Raw genomic sequence first — 15,953 nt, forward strand, 5'->3', positions numbered from 1 at the left:
AGCATACCGCTGATGCGGCTTGCTAGGGAGGAGGCTCAATGAGTATCAAGTTGCTTAAACGGACACAAACAGCTGGCTTTGCTCGTTCCTCGCTATTATAGCCAGCCATTTTTAGCCGCTTAGCAAAGCGCTAAACTAAGCCGCTGCGCGGAGCCAAATGTTGATTCAATCGAGTGTATTAACCTCATTGAATCAGTTAGACTTTAAAAAGATGTGATGGAGCACCACAATGACAAAGGAATTGCAATGAAATACGTACAAATCAAGCCATATTACCCGTTTAAAACTGCTCTACAGCTCAGAGCCAGCATCAAAAAAAGCAAATCCCTATAGCATAATGTGTACCTATTAACCTGGACTCGGCATCGGCCAAGTCCAACCAGCGGTTGAGAAAAACATGGCCACCCACAATTGTTTTAACATTTGAAGTTGACACTTTTAACTCGTAATTTAAATTTTTATATTTGAGTGTAATAGTAATTAAGTTGCTTTACTTCAAAGGTATAGGGAATATAGGGTGAAATTAATCAATAACTTAAACGGTCGGCTTTATCGGGCGATCCGTTCAATAAGCCGTTAACTTTCTAGGAGATACTATTGGCAATAGCAGAAGCTTGTAGTTTAGTAGATATATGGATTGAGCCTAAATATATAATTCCAGCATTCATGGTTTTTATATCTTCTGGTTTACTACCATTTCTTCTTCATAAATACAAAATGCACAGAGAGCGAACTGAAAAACTTTTTGATACTCGTAAACAAGAATATCAAGAATACTTCAAAAGAATGGAAGATGCAGCTCGGTTGACTGCTCAAGATTATGATGAGTATTTATCGGTGACCTTGCCTAATGCTAGTCGCAATTTATATGAGTCTGGATCATCTCCAGAGGCAATGGTTGAGTACCAAAAGGTAATGAACGACTTTACAAAAGGTATTAATCAAGGCTTTCAAAAAGCAACAACGGAGTTAACTAGCCTCCGTATAGTTTGCACTCCGAATTTAGCCACTTTATTAGATGATTTTGAAAAGCAGTATACAAACTTGATGGCCATGCAACCGCAAATGCTAAAAGAGATCAAGGAATCTATGACACCAGAGGCGTTCGTTACCGGTGATTTTAATTTTGAAACTCCGACAAAAGTGATAATGATAGATTTGGGAAATAAGATCAAACAAACAAGAGATGATATTATTGCTTTAATGAGGTCAGAGTTAGGCTACGAAAGCTAAGGCGATTAAATCAGACACTAAAAAAATGCGTCATTTTTATTACCGTTTAATGCTGCGTGAATCTCAACCCACTATAGTTCGCATAATGTGATTCAGCGGGTTAAAGCTTAGTGGGTAACCTTTTTGTCCATCAATAAGTTTGCCGATAGCTTGTGCATAATTTCTATTTGCAGCAACTCACTTAACCGATAACTTTTAAATCAAATTTAAGAGTTATCGGTTTTACATATCACACAAAGTCAATTCGACCAACGCCATATATGGCGTGTTTTCACCTCTAAAAACAGCTACAGTTTATATAAGCTTGATACCACTGCGTAACTGGCTTTGCTTTCTCTCTTGTTCCTCTTTGCATACTATCCCGTTATATCATCGCCATTGAGCTCCTGTATTGGAGCCCTTTTTTTTTACTCATATTTACCAGGTGCAGCATGAATATTAAACAAGGCTTATGGCGCTTGGGGTTTACTGGTGCCATCCTCACTGGTGGCGTATTGGTTGCTACGGGTGAAGGTGAAGTATTACGTACCTATGTTGACCCTGCAGGTATTGAAACTGCCTGCTTTGGCCAAACTGGCCACAACATTAAACTTGGCATGGTGTTCACCAACCAACAGTGTTTAGACATGCTGGCTACTAGCCTGAAAACCTTTGACCGTGAACTGGTTACACTCACCCCGCCGTTAAGCGAGGGTGAACACATTAACAGCCTATTACGTGTGCGAACACTGTGGTTGCTGCATTGAAAACAATCAACTGCACCACATGAAAGAGCACCCAAGCGCTTTATGGATATGCGATAAAACGGGCGTGTACACCTCAAAATAAGGACGGTTGAATTGCGTTAGCAATAGTAAATATAAGATCCTTTTCCCGAGTAAAATCATGTTAATATTTATCAGCATAAAAAAATGATGATGAGTTAATCTACAATTAAATTAATTCTAATATTGACTCGTTTACTCGTGACTAATGAGGATTTGCTGATTAAAATTCAATAACGTAATAAAGGGATATTCTATGCATCATGTATTTACTCAACCCTGTGTGAGTGAAATAGTTCAACCTACTGCGTTGACGCTTCACTTACCTGATAGTGTGAGTGACTTATTAGTGTTATCAGCGATGAGTAGTCCTTTGGTTGAGTTTGTGGTTAGCCAAGTTAGTCATACTCAAGCGACTCTGATCACCCGAATTCAGCCGTTCTTGAGTTTTGCTTTTGAAACGATGCCGCCGACTACCAACACTCCACAGCAAAGACGTAGTGTGGGGCAGGGGATAAAGTTATATCCTTTAACAGGTGTTGCGCCTCGGGTGTGTATTGAACAGCTAAGACGTGGCGTAACGGTTAGCATTAACATCGATGCGGGTGTTTATTTTAGTTTATCTACCGAAACTCGTTTTGAATTAGTAACCTTAGAGAATGATTTACGGATTTTGAGCGAACCTCAAGTTCTTGTTATGGCTAAAGCGATATTAGGCCGTAAGTTTGATCATGATGAGCCCTCTAACATGCTTGCTGTTCATATTAGTGAATTAGAGCAAGTACGACGAGAGTTACGTGATTATTTGCGGGGTGAGTCGGGGAAAATCCACCCTGGTGTATCAACCGAGCTATTAAAACTTGATCATTTATTGCAAAATAAGCACCAATGGTTGTTACGCACCTATCATCAGTCATTAGAGCGTACCAACTTAGGATATTCATCAAATGAACAGATTGTTAGTAATGAACAACTACAACGTAAATTAGATTGTTTTGAACTATTAGCCCCTAAAGACGTGTCGGAAATGGTCAATAAGCTGTGTGAAGACGATCTTTAATTTTTCAGTAACTCTAGAGTCCAACATGTCTTATATTTGCCCTATTTGTAATGCCCCATTAGTACAAAATCAAAAATCATTGCAATGTGAACAACGCCATCAATTTGATTTTGCTAAAGAAGGTTACGTTAATTTATTACCAGTACAGAAGAAGAAAACCAAAGATCCTGGTGATAACAAAGAAATGATGTTTGCTAGGCGGGAGTTTCTTAATCAAGGTTTTTATCAACCACTAAGTGACAAGGTAAATCAGTTAGCGCTTGAATATACTACTGATGTAAACAAAATCCTTGATATAGGCTGTGGTGAGGGATATTACAGTCATCGGTTGTTTGAAACACTACAATCTGCCACGCCATCCGATATTGAACTTTTCGGGCTGGATATTTCTAAGTTTGCCATTCGTTATGCCGCAAAACGCTATTCAACAATGAATTTTTGCGTTGCGAGTGCATTTGAAATGCCTTTTGCAGACGACAGTTTTGATTTAGCCATCCGTATTTATGCGCCCTCTAAAATTGAAGAGTTACAAAGGGTGATAAAACCAGGAGGAATACTCATTACTGTGTCACCAGGTCCTATGCATCACTATGCGTTAAAGAAGAAGATCTACAGTGAACCCAAACTACACTCTGAAGAGTCGATAGTATTAGCAGGATTTACTTATTTAGCACATGAAGAGCTTGGTTATTCGTTGTCACTGACGCGTACAGAAGATATTGATCATTTTCTTAATATGACGCCTTACGCCTGGAAGCTGAGTGACTCACAAAAGTCTCAAATAATAGAGCAAGGGCTCGAATGTGAGATAGACTTTAAAATCGAAATTCATCAACGCGAACAATAAACAATCAGATAATTGATATAAATAACTATTTGATGCTCAAAGATAAACCGTTTTGTGATGGCATTAAATAAATAGGGTTGTTTTGCCGATGTTTGTTGACTTATTTCTAAAATGGTTTATAGTTTACTCAGCTTGAAGGTTGGGCTTATATTTATCAATACGAACAGTTTCGTCCTGTAAACATAAGTAATACCGGCATTTTCCAGCTTTACCGCCGTTAAGGCTTTAACTATTTTTTTACAGGATTTATATTATGTCTCAAGTTACTGGTGTTGTTAAGTGGTTTAACTCTGATAAAGGTTTCGGATTTATTGAGCAAGAGTCTGGTCCAGACGTATTCGTTCACTTCCGTGCTATCAATTCAGACGGTTTCAAAACTCTTGACGAAGGTCAGAAAGTTTCTTTCACTGTGACTCAAGGTCAGAAAGGTCCTCAAGCTGAGAACGTTTCAGTAGTTTAATATTTAGCTCGAGCTAAATGTTAGGACTTTAAAGCTGTAGCAATTTATTGCTGCAGTTTTTTTTATTTAAAAGTTTACTCTTTACACTCTTGTTGTATTGTCGCCATACCCATACCCATACCCATACCCATACCCATACCCATACCCATACCCATACCCATATCAATCATCATCAACCAGCTCTTGCTATCGGTTGTTATCATCAAAAACTATCTGTTTTTATCAAGTCATGATCAATTACTGTCCTTCATCCTTCATCCACCATCCACCTTCTACGATCATAAATCTCAGTTTTACTTAGGTTTATTATATTATTTCCTGATGCTTCGACCTGGTATCGCGTTAATCATCTTTCATTAGGGTTTGTTTAATCATCGATTACTCGCCGCTATGGGCTTGAGGCTTGTCATTTAATAGAGAATAAGCTCGACTCGGGATAATAAACGATTATCAAACAGTAGGTTGTATCGCGGATTTGATTTCATTGTTTTGCAATGGGCTGGTTATTAAGGTGTTGATCGGTGTTGCTAACAAAACAAATGCTAGGTTAATGAAATAGGCCGAATGGGGTGTATTTAGCTTACTTACTTCCCATAGCTTAACCTGAGTAATTAAAAATTTGCTCAAACTGATCCGCTAGATGTAATGACAATAACTGGCTGATGTAAGTTGTGCCGCTGTGTGATTAATTTACTCTTGGTTAATACAGTCTATGCCTGCTAGTCCAAGCGAGTGACTAAGGAGTGCGAGTTTAAGAGCCTTTTGGGGAATGTATAGTGTTTGAGCATTGTTAATATAAAGAGACTATCGCGGAATTGAGAGGGGATGAAGAAGTGACATTTTTGGATCCCCTTGTTTATGAAAAGTGCTAGTTAATCATAAATAAGGGGACTACATACTATTGCAATAACGTGCAGTGAGTCGCTTTCTCATCACTAGCGAAGCTGATGAGCATAAGTCATATTCTGAATAATCTTTAAATATTAAGAGAATAAGGTTTCTTCTAAGGTTCTGCCTTTCAGTAAGGCTTTATATTGCCATTGATTCACCGTAAACAGTTCAAATAATTGTATTTCAATGGCGAAGCCAGATTGTTTTTGGTACTCAATAACATATTGATCATCACCGATACGTCTAACTTGAATAATATCGTTTAGCCCCAATAGTTTTTGGTGGAGGCTATCCATGTCACATTGTTTCATTGTTAGGGTAATAAAGTCAGTCGCTTGACTGGCTTTTATCGATACAGATTGTTGTAGTTTGCCATGCTCAAGATAGACAACTTGGTCGCATAACTTTTCAAGTTCATCAAGATTATGCGAGCTGATCACAAAAGTTGTATTATCTGATAAATCTTTAACAATCTGGCGGATTTTTTTCGCATTGGCAGGATCAAGTCCAGCTGTTGGTTCATCGAGTAAGACAATTTTAGGTGAACCCATTAACGCTTGTGCTATTGAGACTCGTTTGCTCATCCCGTGACTTAAGCTTTTGGGCTTAGCCTCAGCAGAATCGGTTAAATCAACAAGCGCGAGTACTCGTAATGCTTCTCGCTTGGCGGCTTTTGTTGTCATGCCTTGCAATTGGGCAAAGAATTGCAGTTGTGACACGATACTAAAATTAGGATCTAATGCTGCATCTTGTGGTAATGCCGATAATAGTCCTTGCAGCGCTTTGCTACCTGGCTTGTGGCCTAAAATACTAATGCTGCCATTGGTGGGTTGAATATACCCACATAATAAACTGAATAAGGTCGTTTTACCTGCCCCATTAGGACCAACTAATGCAATGGGTGCGCCCTGTGTCAACGTTAACGATACTGCGTCGAGCGCCAGCTTATTACCATATTGTTTAGAAAGGTTGTCACATTGAATGATACTCATAGTGCGCTCCGACTCATTAAGTGTTTACCGACAAATAAAATAACCGCAGTTTGCAGTAATGGGATGGGAGCAAGTGCGAAAGAGCTTAGCCCTTGAGTATTAATTAAATTAGAAATTTGCGAACCTGGCAATATCCAATTTAACCAGCTCAGTTGGGGGAAGTTCATATTGATCAAGGCAATAAAAATCGATACCACAGCCCACAAGATAACCGCAAAGATACTCGCTTGTCTGGCCGAGTTGGCATGTAATGACAGCACAGCCATGGCGGCAGTGTAGGGCAATAATACAATGACTAAGTTCACCATCACTAATAGGCTGGTGGTGATCGATGGCAGTAATAATGACATATCACGCGAAAGAGCCAATGCGATAGTGGCCAATAGTGTTAACACAATAAGCATTAATTGGATCAGCATTTGACCTAGAAAACGTCCAAAAAACAAACTGCTACGACTAACTCTTAAGGTTAAAAATCGCAAGCTACCACGTTGCTTATCTGAGCTGAATTGATCTGCGGCGATAAAAATACTGAACATGGGAAACAGATATAGTGCGGCTAGCCAGAACACTGCAAATTCTTCAACTGGCCATTCGAATAGATGGCGTAAACTCCCAGGTCCAAAGAGTGCTTCGGTAAAGTCTCTGAAGTTTGGCTGCATAATAAATTCAGATGCGCTCTTAATTGGATACAGTAATAAAATTGCCCAAATTAACATAAAGGCAATTAATGAAATCATGCCGCTTTTATTGGTAAAGCGTTTGCTTAACTCATATTTGGCTAATATCCAAATATGAGTCAATGTTGATGGGGAGGCAGTACTTTCCATAATATTGTCCTTGCTTACCGTTTAACGAAAAGCATAAGTTAGTCTAATAGGGGTTCTAATTGTGCGAGCTTTTGTTCCAGCAATTCTACTCTACGCTCTAATTCTGCAATCCGAGTATCTTGCTGTAATGTTTGCTGCGTGTGGCCTGAAACCACAATGGCATCACTACTGTTAACATCATAGTCGTCAACATTACCACTAAAGCACTCAAGAAAGCGGCAATCACGTTTATTCGGCTCTCGAGCAAGTTGTACTACTAAGGGTTTTTCACCTTGGCTTAATGCCAGTAATACGGATTCAACTTGGGATACATCAGTGAACTCGTGCAGTCTATTTGATCGAGTTTTGAGTTCCCCTGGCGTTTGAGGACCACGTAATAACAACACACAAATTAATCCAACTTCAGCACTGGTTAACTGTAATTCGCTGAACTCAGTATTACAAAAGCGATGTTTATATTTTACGACGCGACTACCAAAACCGGATTGCTCACTGATTAAGCGTTTTTTAGTGAGGTCTTCGAGTATCGTTTGTACTTGAGATTCACTGAGTGACATAACCGGTTCACGGCTACTTTTTTGGTTACATGCTAGGGTAAGTGAGTTTAATGACAGGGGATATTGATCAGGAGTTGTAAGTTCTTTTTCGAGCAAGCACCCGATAACTCGAGCTTCTAGCGGGGTTAATTCCATAAACAGTATCCTTTTAATAAAAAGCATGATTCTATTACTTTTATAACAGAGCCATGCTTTTTCTCAAAGGATTGCACTAGTTTAGGGAGGTTAATCGATTATTGTTCACACAGTTAAGCGAATACCGTCACTTTCGATAGTGATTTCACCTGCTTTAAATAAACCACCAATAGATTTTTTAAAGGCTTTCTTACTCATAGCGAGTTTGTCATAAATAACATCGGCATCAGTTTTGTCGTGTAAAGGTAAAAAGCCGTTTGCGCTGCGCAGTTTATTGATGATCAAGCGAGCATTTTTATCGAGCTCATCTTTGTCACCTTTTTGCAGCACAAGATCAATTTTGCCATCACTGCGCATCGTTTTAATAAAACCGGTGACTTTTTGGCCAAAGCGAAGTTTTTGAAACACTTCATTTTGGTATATCACTCCCCAGTGCTGGTGATTGATAATAGCTTTGTAGCCTAAATCTGTTGTGCCGCCAATGATCAAGTTAACTTGTTCGCCTTCGGTGTAATGAGCTTCTGTTTTATCAACAAACTTATCCAGTTTAGAGGAGGCCATGATGCGTTCATCGGCATGGTTAGCATGAACATACACTAAATATGAGTGGCCTTCTTCGGCAGGTTTGTGTTGCTCGCCAAAAGGCAGTAATAAATCTTTATCTAATCCCCAATCTAAAAAGGCACCATATGGGCCTGTTGCAACCACTTTTAAGTAAGCATATTCACCTACTTGAGCAAGTGCTTTTTGGGTGGTAGCTATCACAATGTCTTCTGAGTCTAAGTAAAGAAATACATCGACCATATCACCGACATTACAACCGGTAGGGACAAATTTATTAGGAAGCAAGACTTGCCCAAGCTCTTGAGCATTTAGATAAACCCCAAAATTAACTTGTTTAACGACTTCTAATGAATAACGTTTACCGATTTGTATCATGAATGACTCTGCTCTACTTTAATGAAAGATAAAAATGAAAAGACGATCTTTGGAAATCCGCTTAATTATACACGTAAATTTAGCTGACGTTGTGCCAATTAAGCACGATTAAAAATCATTTATGGTTGAGGTACTGTTTATTGATGTTTAACTCATCGATTATAGGCGTTTTTTTCTGGTAATTATTCGGTAATTAACTTGCATTACACGCAATTGCAGGTTTTAATTGCGCCGTTTTTATAAAGGCTGAAAATGTTACTGGTTTTGGGATTAAAAAGTGATCTAACCGTGCGCGAAATCAGTAAAAAACCTGTTACAGCAACTAGTCGATACTCTGTTAGTAAAATTTGCATGATTTGTGAATATCTGCGTAAGATGATTAGCATTAGATGTTGTGCAATAGATAAATAAAGATGAGATGACATTAGGGCACTTGGCAGTGCCTTTTTAGTCAAGAGTTTTGTAGCTTCAATCGTGCTGCACACTCTTTTACTGTTGAGATAACCTTGTTGTGTTATCTGGATTTTTAACAAGCAGATGCCCCTATTGCGGCACTGCTAACTTTGATACAAATACGGAAAATAATTATGTCTGATTGGTCTATCGAAGATGCTCGCTCGGGTTATAACGTGACTCACTGGAGCCAAGGTTTTTATGGTATTCGTGAAGATGGCGAAGTGACAGTGTCACCTAACCCACAAAATCCTGATCATAAAGTTGGCTTAAATGAATTAGCTAAAAGTATGGTTGAAGCAGGCGTTTCGTTACCGGTTTTAGTCCGTTTCCCGCAGATTTTGCACCACAGAGTGGAAAGTTTATGCGAAGCATTTAATGATGCAATTAAGAAGTACGATTATCAAAATGATTACTTGTTAGTTTACCCAATTAAAGTAAACCAACAGAAAACGGTAGTTGAAGAAATTTTAGCTAGCCAAAAATCGAAAGAAGTCCCTCAATTAGGGCTTGAAGCTGGTAGTAAGCCTGAATTAATGGCTGTATTGGCTATGGCACAAAAAGCCAGTTCAGTCATTGTATGTAATGGTTATAAAGATAAAGAATATATTCGTTTAGCACTTATCGGCGAAAAGCTTGGCCATAAGGTGTATATCGTTCTGGAAAAAATGTCAGAACTTAAAATGGTATTAATTGAAGCTGAAAAGCTCGGTATTACACCTCGTTTAGGTTTACGTGTACGTTTGGCTTTCCAAGGTAAAGGCAAATGGCAAGCCAGCGGTGGTGAAAAGTCCAAATTTGGTTTATCTGCAGCGCAGGTGTTGAAAGTTATAGCTGAATTGAAAAGTGCTAACATGCTTAATTCTCTACAGTTATTACATTTCCATTTAGGGTCGCAAATTGCCAACATCCGTGACATTCGCCAAGGCGTAAGTGAAGCTGGTCGTTTTTATTGTGAATTACGCCAACTGGGTGCCAGTATTGATTGTTTCGATGTCGGCGGCGGGTTAGCGGTTGACTACGATGGTACTCGTAGCCAAAGCAACAACTCAATGAATTATGGTTTAAATGAGTATGCAAACAATATCGTCAATGTATTAACCGATTTATGTAATGAATACGATCAACCAATGCCGCGTATTATTTCTGAATCAGGTCGCCATTTAACGGCGCATCATGCAGTGTTGATTACGGATGTTATAGGTACTGAAGCCTATCTTCCTGAAAATATTCAGGAACCAAGTGAAGATGCACCGCAATTGCTCCACAATATGTGGCAATCTTGGTTAGAAATCAGCGGTCGTTATGATCAACGTGCGATTATTGAAATTTATCATGATAGCCAAAGTGATATTTCTGAAGCACACTCATTGTTTGCTGTGGGTCAATTAAGTTTGGCTGACCGAGCTTGGGCAGAACAAGCTAATTTACGTGTTTGCCATGAAGTGAAGGGATTATTAAGTAACAATAACCGTTATCATCGTCCAGTGATTGATGAATTAAATGAAAAATTAGCCGATAAGTTTTTCGTTAACTTCTCATTATTCCAGTCATTACCTGATGCATGGGGTATTGATCAAGTGTTCCCTGTGTTGCCTTTATCGGGATTAGATAAAGCACCAGAGCGCCGTGCGGTTATGTTAGATATTACCTGTGACTCAGACGGTATTGTGGATCAATATGTTGATGGTCAAGGTATTGAAACTACCTTACCTGTACCTGCGTGGAGTGCTGACAGCCCGTATTTGATTGGTTTCTTCATGGTGGGTGCGTACCAAGAAATCTTGGGCGATATGCATAACTTATTTGGTGATACTAACTCAGCAGTAGTGCGTATCGATGAGCGTGGATTAAGCCAGATTGAGTCTGTTTTACAAGGCGACACGGTAGCAGATGTATTACGCTATGTGAATCTAGATGCTGTTGACTTTATGCGCACATATGAAGAGCTTGTGAATCAGCATATTGTTGAAGATGAGCGAGCTAGTATTCTAGAAGAATTGCAGTTAGGTCTTAAAGGCTACACTTACTTAGAAGATTTTTAATCTCTTCTATTAGGTTAACTTGTTATCCAAAAAGCCTAGCACCCTCAGGTGGCTAGGCTTTTAAGTTGCTAAGATGTTTTTTGAAGGTTCAGAGAAAAAGTTAGAGATTATTGTTGATGCAGCCGCGCCTAAATTACGGTCTTTAGATCGAACGTTTTGGCAGGGGCTTGTTGCTGCCTCAAATGCAGACATTTTATCTAGCATAAGCAATGATTTTTGTGATGCTTATTTATTGAGTGAATCAAGCTTATTTGTTTGGGATGATCGTATCGTTGTGCTCACATGCGGGGCTAGTACGTTAGTCGAATCAGCCTGTTACTTCATTGAGCATATAGGCGAACAAGCGATTTCCTATGTGTGTTATCAGCGTAAAAATGAATATTATGCTCATTTACAAGCCAGCTCTTTTGGCGATGATGTGCTTAGGTTAAGAGATTTTATTGGTGGGCAGGCCTACAGAATGGGTCATTTAGATAGCCATCACCATTATATTTTTACCACAGATAAGCATTATCAAGCCAGTCCACTTGATACCACCAATGAATTACTGATGTATCATATTTCTGGTACCGTAGCAGACTATTTACGTGGCGAGCATCAATCAACAGAACAAATTAGTCAGCTGTTACAATTGGAACAATTATTCAGCGGTTTTAGTGTTGATCAATATTTATTCAGTCCTTTAGGGTATTCAATTAATGGTATTCGAGGTGCTGAATATTTTACTATACACATTACGCCGCAGGAAAATAGCTCTTATGTGAGTGTTGAAACCAACATCGATATCAGCTCAAATCAAGTCGATATTTTTGCTGAGCTTATCGTATTATTACAGCCTAACAGCTGCGACATTATTGGCTTTAATAGTCATATGGCCAATAAGCCAATGTTAAATTATGTGTGTTTAAGTCATTGTGCGATGACTCTCGAGCAAGGTTACAACATACATTTTAGCCACTATCAGCAAGATTGCTTAGAAGTGCTGAAGCCTATTTTATTGTAATTATCGGTGCTAGCTATGTTTTGGATAGCCTATGACGCCTTTCAACGACAAAGCTGATTATTGGCTTTATTCAAAAGTATTCAGCTATTTACGCCAAACGCTTAATTTTAAACCCATTGAGTCTAACACTGTCATCGTGATTACTTAGATGCTGCTTTTTCATCCGCTACGGGTACCTCAGAGTGTTGTGGCTTAACCTGTGATAAATCAATGGCAATGATGCGCAGTTTACGTAGTATGAGTCTTGTTGCGATAGATGTTGTTGCAGTCGCAGCATCATAAATTCTGCTGAAATTACCGCGCTTGCAGGTGCAACATTGGACCTTGAAATACTGTATGTTTGCACCCAAGGTAAAGGCTTAATTAAAAAGTAATTTTAACTTTACTATTAAACACCTAAGCCAACGTGTTGACGTTGGCTTTTTTGTGTCTGCTCAGCGTAGAATACAACTTGCAAGCTTTAATGAGGAGCCAGTATGAGTGATTTAAGTGATATTCGCCGTGAATATACCCAAGGTGGATTAAGAAGGGCTAATTTACCTGCTAACCCAATGGATCTGTTTGAACAATGGATGCAGCAAGCTAAAGATGCTCAGCTTTCCGATCCAACTGCTATGTGCGTTGCTACGGTTGATGAAGATGGTCAGCCATTTCAACGTATTGTGTTACTGAAGAAATTTGATGACAACGGTTTTGTTTTTTTTACTAATTTAGAAAGCCGCAAAGCTAAACAAATAGCCGTTAATAGCAAAATCAGTTTATTGTTTCCATGGCATCCACTTGATCGCCAAGTCGCGGTATTAGGTCAAGCGGAGCCATTATCGATGTTAGATGTGGCAAAATACTTTATGTCTAGACCCAAAGACAGCCAAATTGCTGCTTGGGTATCTAAGCAATCAAGCAAAATTAGTGCGCGACAGGCCCTTGAAGGAAAATTTGCAGAAATGAAAGCAAAGTTTGCCCAAGGTGAAGTCCCTCTGCCGAAGTTTTGGGGCGGATATTTAGTTCGTCCTGCCAGCGTTGAGTTTTGGCAAGGTGGTGAACACAGATTACACGACCGATTTATTTACACCAAAACCGATGCTGATTGGAATATTGATCGTTTGGCACCTTAATGAGTGTTAATGAACAGGAGCTTTTAACTGTGATAACGAATAAAATCTGGGTTGATGCTGATGCTTGCCCTAATCCGGTTAAAGAGATGTTATTTCGGGCATCTGAGCGGAAATCGATTCAACTTGTGCTGGTTGCTAATCAGATGATTAAAGTACCAATATCACCTTTAATTAGCATGATCCGAGTGAGCTCAGGTTTTGATGAGGCCGACAACTACATTGTCGAACAAGTGGCACAAGGGGATTTGGTGGTTACTGCTGATATTCCCCTTGCATCGGATGCGGTTGATAAAGGTGCGCTTGTATTAAATCCCAGAGGAACGGTTTATACCGTGGAAAATATCAAACAGATCCTGACTATGCGTGACTTTATGGAAGAAATGCGCAGCAGTGGTATTCATACTGGTGGCCCGAATAGTTTTTCGCAAACGGATAAACATGCATTTGCACAAGCATTAGACAAATGGCTGGCTAAATTGATCCCCAGCAAAATATAAGCAAATATTACTCTATACTTAATCTGACTTTCTATACTAAGGACTTTATGATGAAAAAATGGTTACCATTATTAGCCGCTAGCTTGCTCAGCACATCTGTGATGGCAAGCGACTGGCAAGTCAATCAAGATCATTCTCGAGTAAGCTTTATTTCGATTAAGAAAACTGATATTGCTGAAGTGAATCATTTTAAACACGTTGCTGGTTCATTAACGGATGCGGGTGCATTTTCTTTATCGATTGATTTAACCAGTGTTGATACTGGTGTTGAAATTCGTGATCAGCGTTTGCAGTCAGTGTTATTTGAAGTCGCGCAGTTTCCAACATTAACGATAGATGCGGTGGTCAATCCTAAATTGCTTGCCGGATTAAAAGTCGGTGACACATTAACTACCCAAGTTGAAGCGACCATTATGTTACATGGTCAGAAACAACAGAAGAGCTTTGATGTGTTAGTGGCAAAATTATCTGATAAGAAAATGGTGGTTTCAAGTTTAGCGCCTGTGATTGTACAAGCAAATGAATTCGGTCTTGTGGCAGGTGTCGAAAAACTCAAAGAATTGGCCGGTTTACCGAGCATCAGCTTAGCAGTGCCTGTGTCATTTGTGCTAACCTTAGCGCAGTAGTTATCGGTGATTGAAAATGGCATTCGATCATCACGATTGAAAGCCATTTTCGGTTAAGTCGTTTCAAGAAAGGTAGGATAAAATGGTTACTGACAAAGAAGGGTACATACATTTAATTCAGTATTTAACTGAACATTTAGGGCTGTTTGAGTCATCTGAGAATAATGTAGCGGCAACTGAAACTGTCATGGAATTGTTTGAAGAGCAGTTATCTGCTCAGATTATTATGGTTTGCGGCCAGAACCCACAGTTATCGTTTGCTGAGCGCAATATGGTGATCCGTGAAATTGACGCAATTGTATACGATTTAGAAGAGATTTTAGCCTCTGTCGCTAATCATTTAGCCACCCCTGAACAGAGTATTTTTATTACTGAGTTTTCTGGTTTAATTAAAAATTTATTTGATCAAGAAGTTGATCATTTGTTGCGTTAAACGCAGCTAAACGCCCGCTATTAAAGCGATTTGTGGATTTTTGGAATTGATCATGTTTAAAAGAATTGTGATTGCCGCTGTATTGTGTTTCCTTTCTATATCCGTATTTGCAAGTGATAAAACCGTTTTAAGACAAGTTGAGACCATGACTGTTGCTAAGTCTGGACTTCATTATCGTGCCCGCATTGATACCGGTGCAGCCAATACCTCATTACACGCAGTCGATATAGATATTATTGGCGGTGCATCTAAGAAAATGAAAAACGATGTCGGTAAAATTGTTGAATTTACTACACAAAATGAGCGTGGTGAGAAAAAACGTATTCAAGCTGAAATAGTCAGCACATCTAGAGTCAAAAATTCTCAAGGGATTGAAACACGTTATATGGTGAAACTCGACGTCGGTTTTGCCAATGAGTTTCATAATATTCATGTTAATTTACGTGATCGTAGCCATATGAATCATAAATTACTCATAGGGCGTAATTTTTTAAAGCATGATTATATTGTGGATGTTTCAGATAAAAAAATGATTGGGCCTTTAGCTGAGTTGAGTATTAAGCAAACTGGCTTGTTGTATAATACCCGCATTGATACGGGGGCTGTTGAAAATTCATTACATGCGGTGAATATTCGCGTCGATAAAGAAGACACAGTTAATATCGAAAATAACATAGGTAAAATGATCACATTCACCACAGCTAACGAAAAAGGTCAGCAAGCTGAGGTTCGCACCAAAATTCGTGGTACCTCATTAATTCGTAATGCACAAGGTACAGAAAGACGATACATGGTGAGGTTAAATGTTGGTGAACCTCGTCATGAATATGTTGTTGACGTTAACCTTAAAGACCGCAGCAAAATGGGTTACAAATTATTAATTGGCCGCAATTGGCTGCAAGGTCATTATATGGTCGATGTGTCCAAAAAACATTAATCACAGTTAAACCAATTCATCTTATTAATACCGCTCATTATGAGCGGTATTTTTTTATTACTTTTATCTTATCCTGCAACATACCTGCAACCTAACTGTCATCGGTTACCGATATAGTAACAGCCGATTTACGCTA

Annotated in this window: 17 protein-coding genes and 1 pseudogene; 13 read left to right on the top strand and 5 right to left on the bottom strand. The window is 39.0% G+C overall.

The features are described from left to right. Window positions 1-597: 597 nt before the first annotated feature. From ACED29_RS17645 to ACED29_RS17665, 5 genes are all read left to right on the top strand, one after another. Window positions 598-1,233 carry a hypothetical protein gene (locus ACED29_RS17645; RefSeq protein WP_371698248.1) on the top strand — a complete coding sequence of 212 codons (636 nt, stop codon included), beginning with the start codon at window positions 598-600 and terminating at the stop codon, window positions 1,231-1,233. Window positions 1,234-1,664: 431 nt separating this feature from the next. Continuing rightward, entirely contained in the window at window positions 1,665-1,979 is a 315-nt protein-coding gene (locus ACED29_RS17650) for a glycoside hydrolase family protein (protein WP_371698250.1), read from the top strand. A 274-nt stretch (window positions 1,980-2,253) separates the two neighbouring features. Then, a complete protein-coding gene (locus tag ACED29_RS17655; RefSeq protein WP_371698252.1) occupies window positions 2,254-3,057 on the top strand; it encodes a hypothetical protein in 804 nt (267 codons plus the stop codon). 25 nt (window positions 3,058-3,082) lie between these two features. Further along, window positions 3,083-3,904 carry a 23S rRNA (guanine(745)-N(1))-methyltransferase gene (rlmA, locus tag ACED29_RS17660; protein ID WP_371698253.1) on the top strand — a complete coding sequence of 274 codons (822 nt, stop codon included), beginning with the start codon at window positions 3,083-3,085 and terminating at the stop codon, window positions 3,902-3,904. A 253-nt stretch (window positions 3,905-4,157) separates the two neighbouring features. Beyond that, complete coding sequence (locus ACED29_RS17665; RefSeq protein ID WP_124018113.1) at window positions 4,158-4,364, top strand: cold-shock protein; 207 nt, start codon at window positions 4,158-4,160, stop codon at window positions 4,362-4,364. 74 nt (window positions 4,365-4,438) lie between these two features. Here ACED29_RS17665 and ACED29_RS17670 read toward each other — a convergent pair whose 3' ends face one another. From ACED29_RS17670 to ACED29_RS17690, 5 genes are all read right to left on the bottom strand, one after another. After that, complete coding sequence (locus ACED29_RS17670; protein WP_371698255.1) at window positions 4,439-4,567, bottom strand: hypothetical protein; 129 nt, start codon at window positions 4,565-4,567, stop codon at window positions 4,439-4,441. A gap of 780 nt (window positions 4,568-5,347) precedes the next feature. Next, a complete protein-coding gene (locus ACED29_RS17675; protein ID WP_371698257.1) occupies window positions 5,348-6,247 on the bottom strand; it encodes an ABC transporter ATP-binding protein in 900 nt (299 codons plus the stop codon). Continuing rightward, a complete protein-coding gene (locus tag ACED29_RS17680; RefSeq protein ID WP_371698258.1) occupies window positions 6,244-7,077 on the bottom strand; it encodes an ABC transporter permease in 834 nt (277 codons plus the stop codon). The genes ACED29_RS17675 and ACED29_RS17680 overlap by 4 nt, the downstream gene beginning before the upstream one ends. Window positions 7,078-7,115: 38 nt before the next feature. Further along, complete coding sequence (locus ACED29_RS17685) at window positions 7,116-7,769, bottom strand: YceH family protein (RefSeq protein ID WP_124018116.1); 654 nt, start codon at window positions 7,767-7,769, stop codon at window positions 7,116-7,118. Window positions 7,770-7,874: 105 nt separating this feature from the next. Next, window positions 7,875-8,708: a S1 RNA-binding domain-containing protein gene (locus ACED29_RS17690; RefSeq protein WP_182698523.1), complete on the bottom strand. Its 834-nt coding sequence runs from the start codon at window positions 8,706-8,708 to the stop codon at window positions 7,875-7,877. A 587-nt stretch (window positions 8,709-9,295) separates the two neighbouring features. Between ACED29_RS17690 and speA the strand changes: the two genes are divergently transcribed. The 8 genes and pseudogenes from speA (at window position 9,296) to ACED29_RS17730 (ending at window position 15,817) form a co-directional block, all read left to right on the top strand. Further along, the gene (speA, locus tag ACED29_RS17695) at window positions 9,296-11,206 is read left to right on the top strand and encodes a biosynthetic arginine decarboxylase (RefSeq protein ID WP_371698259.1); all 1,911 of its coding nucleotides are present in this window, start codon (window positions 9,296-9,298) and stop codon (window positions 11,204-11,206) included. Between the two features lie 73 nt (window positions 11,207-11,279). Further along, a complete protein-coding gene (locus ACED29_RS17700; protein ID WP_273059164.1) occupies window positions 11,280-12,209 on the top strand; it encodes an adenosylmethionine decarboxylase in 930 nt (309 codons plus the stop codon). A gap of 198 nt (window positions 12,210-12,407) precedes the next feature. Continuing rightward, window positions 12,408-12,491 (top strand): annotated as a pseudogene (locus tag ACED29_RS17705) (hypothetical protein); the annotation flags it as partial. 194 nt (window positions 12,492-12,685) lie between these two features. Continuing rightward, window positions 12,686-13,324 carry a pyridoxamine 5'-phosphate oxidase gene (gene pdxH / locus ACED29_RS17710; protein ID WP_124018120.1) on the top strand — a complete coding sequence of 213 codons (639 nt, stop codon included), beginning with the start codon at window positions 12,686-12,688 and terminating at the stop codon, window positions 13,322-13,324. Next, on the top strand, window positions 13,324-13,821 hold the full coding sequence (locus ACED29_RS17715; RefSeq protein ID WP_371698260.1) for a YaiI/YqxD family protein: 498 nt from the start codon (window positions 13,324-13,326) through the stop codon (window positions 13,819-13,821). The genes pdxH and ACED29_RS17715 overlap by 1 nt, the downstream gene beginning before the upstream one ends. Before the next feature lie 50 nt (window positions 13,822-13,871). Continuing rightward, window positions 13,872-14,447 (top strand): YceI family protein, encoded by a 576-nt coding sequence (locus tag ACED29_RS17720; RefSeq protein WP_165870182.1) that lies wholly within the window; start codon window positions 13,872-13,874, stop codon window positions 14,445-14,447. Between the two features lie 82 nt (window positions 14,448-14,529). Continuing rightward, window positions 14,530-14,880, top strand: a complete 351-nt coding sequence (locus tag ACED29_RS17725; RefSeq protein ID WP_124018123.1) for a DUF3802 family protein — start codon at window positions 14,530-14,532, stop codon at window positions 14,878-14,880. A gap of 52 nt (window positions 14,881-14,932) precedes the next feature. Beyond that, a complete protein-coding gene (locus ACED29_RS17730; protein ID WP_124018124.1) occupies window positions 14,933-15,817 on the top strand; it encodes a RimK/LysX family protein in 885 nt (294 codons plus the stop codon). Window positions 15,818-15,953 lie beyond the last annotated feature (136 nt).

It is taken from the genome of Shewanella sp. 5S214, from assembly GCF_041439795.1.
Taxonomy (GTDB): Bacteria; Pseudomonadota; Gammaproteobacteria; order Enterobacterales; family Shewanellaceae; genus Shewanella; species Shewanella vesiculosa.

Coding starts and splice junctions, on each gene's coding strand:
- ACED29_RS17650 (WP_371698250.1), top strand. CDS start 1,665: ATGAATATTAAACAAGGCTTATGGCGCTTGGGGTTTACTGGTGCCATC.
- ACED29_RS17655 (WP_371698252.1), top strand. CDS start 2,254: ATGCATCATGTATTTACTCAACCCTGTGTGAGTGAAATAGTTCAACCT.
- rlmA (WP_371698253.1), top strand. CDS start 3,083: ATGTCTTATATTTGCCCTATTTGTAATGCCCCATTAGTACAAAATCAA.
- ACED29_RS17665 (WP_124018113.1), top strand. CDS start 4,158: ATGTCTCAAGTTACTGGTGTTGTTAAGTGGTTTAACTCTGATAAAGGT.
- ACED29_RS17670 (WP_371698255.1), bottom strand. CDS start 4,567: ATGATAACAACCGATAGCAAGAGCTGGTTGATGATGATTGATATGGGT.
- ACED29_RS17675 (WP_371698257.1), bottom strand. CDS start 6,247: ATGAGTATCATTCAATGTGACAACCTTTCTAAACAATATGGTAATAAG.
- ACED29_RS17680 (WP_371698258.1), bottom strand. CDS start 7,077: ATGGAAAGTACTGCCTCCCCATCAACATTGACTCATATTTGGATATTA.
- ACED29_RS17685 (WP_124018116.1), bottom strand. CDS start 7,769: ATGGAATTAACCCCGCTAGAAGCTCGAGTTATCGGGTGCTTGCTCGAA.
- ACED29_RS17690 (WP_182698523.1), bottom strand. CDS start 8,708: ATGATACAAATCGGTAAACGTTATTCATTAGAAGTCGTTAAACAAGTT.
- speA (WP_371698259.1), top strand. CDS start 9,296: ATGTCTGATTGGTCTATCGAAGATGCTCGCTCGGGTTATAACGTGACT.
- ACED29_RS17700 (WP_273059164.1), top strand. CDS start 11,280: ATGTTTTTTGAAGGTTCAGAGAAAAAGTTAGAGATTATTGTTGATGCA.
- pdxH (WP_124018120.1), top strand. CDS start 12,686: ATGAGTGATTTAAGTGATATTCGCCGTGAATATACCCAAGGTGGATTA.
- ACED29_RS17715 (WP_371698260.1), top strand. CDS start 13,324: ATGAGTGTTAATGAACAGGAGCTTTTAACTGTGATAACGAATAAAATC.
- ACED29_RS17720 (WP_165870182.1), top strand. CDS start 13,872: ATGAAAAAATGGTTACCATTATTAGCCGCTAGCTTGCTCAGCACATCT.
- ACED29_RS17725 (WP_124018123.1), top strand. CDS start 14,530: ATGGTTACTGACAAAGAAGGGTACATACATTTAATTCAGTATTTAACT.
- ACED29_RS17730 (WP_124018124.1), top strand. CDS start 14,933: ATGTTTAAAAGAATTGTGATTGCCGCTGTATTGTGTTTCCTTTCTATA.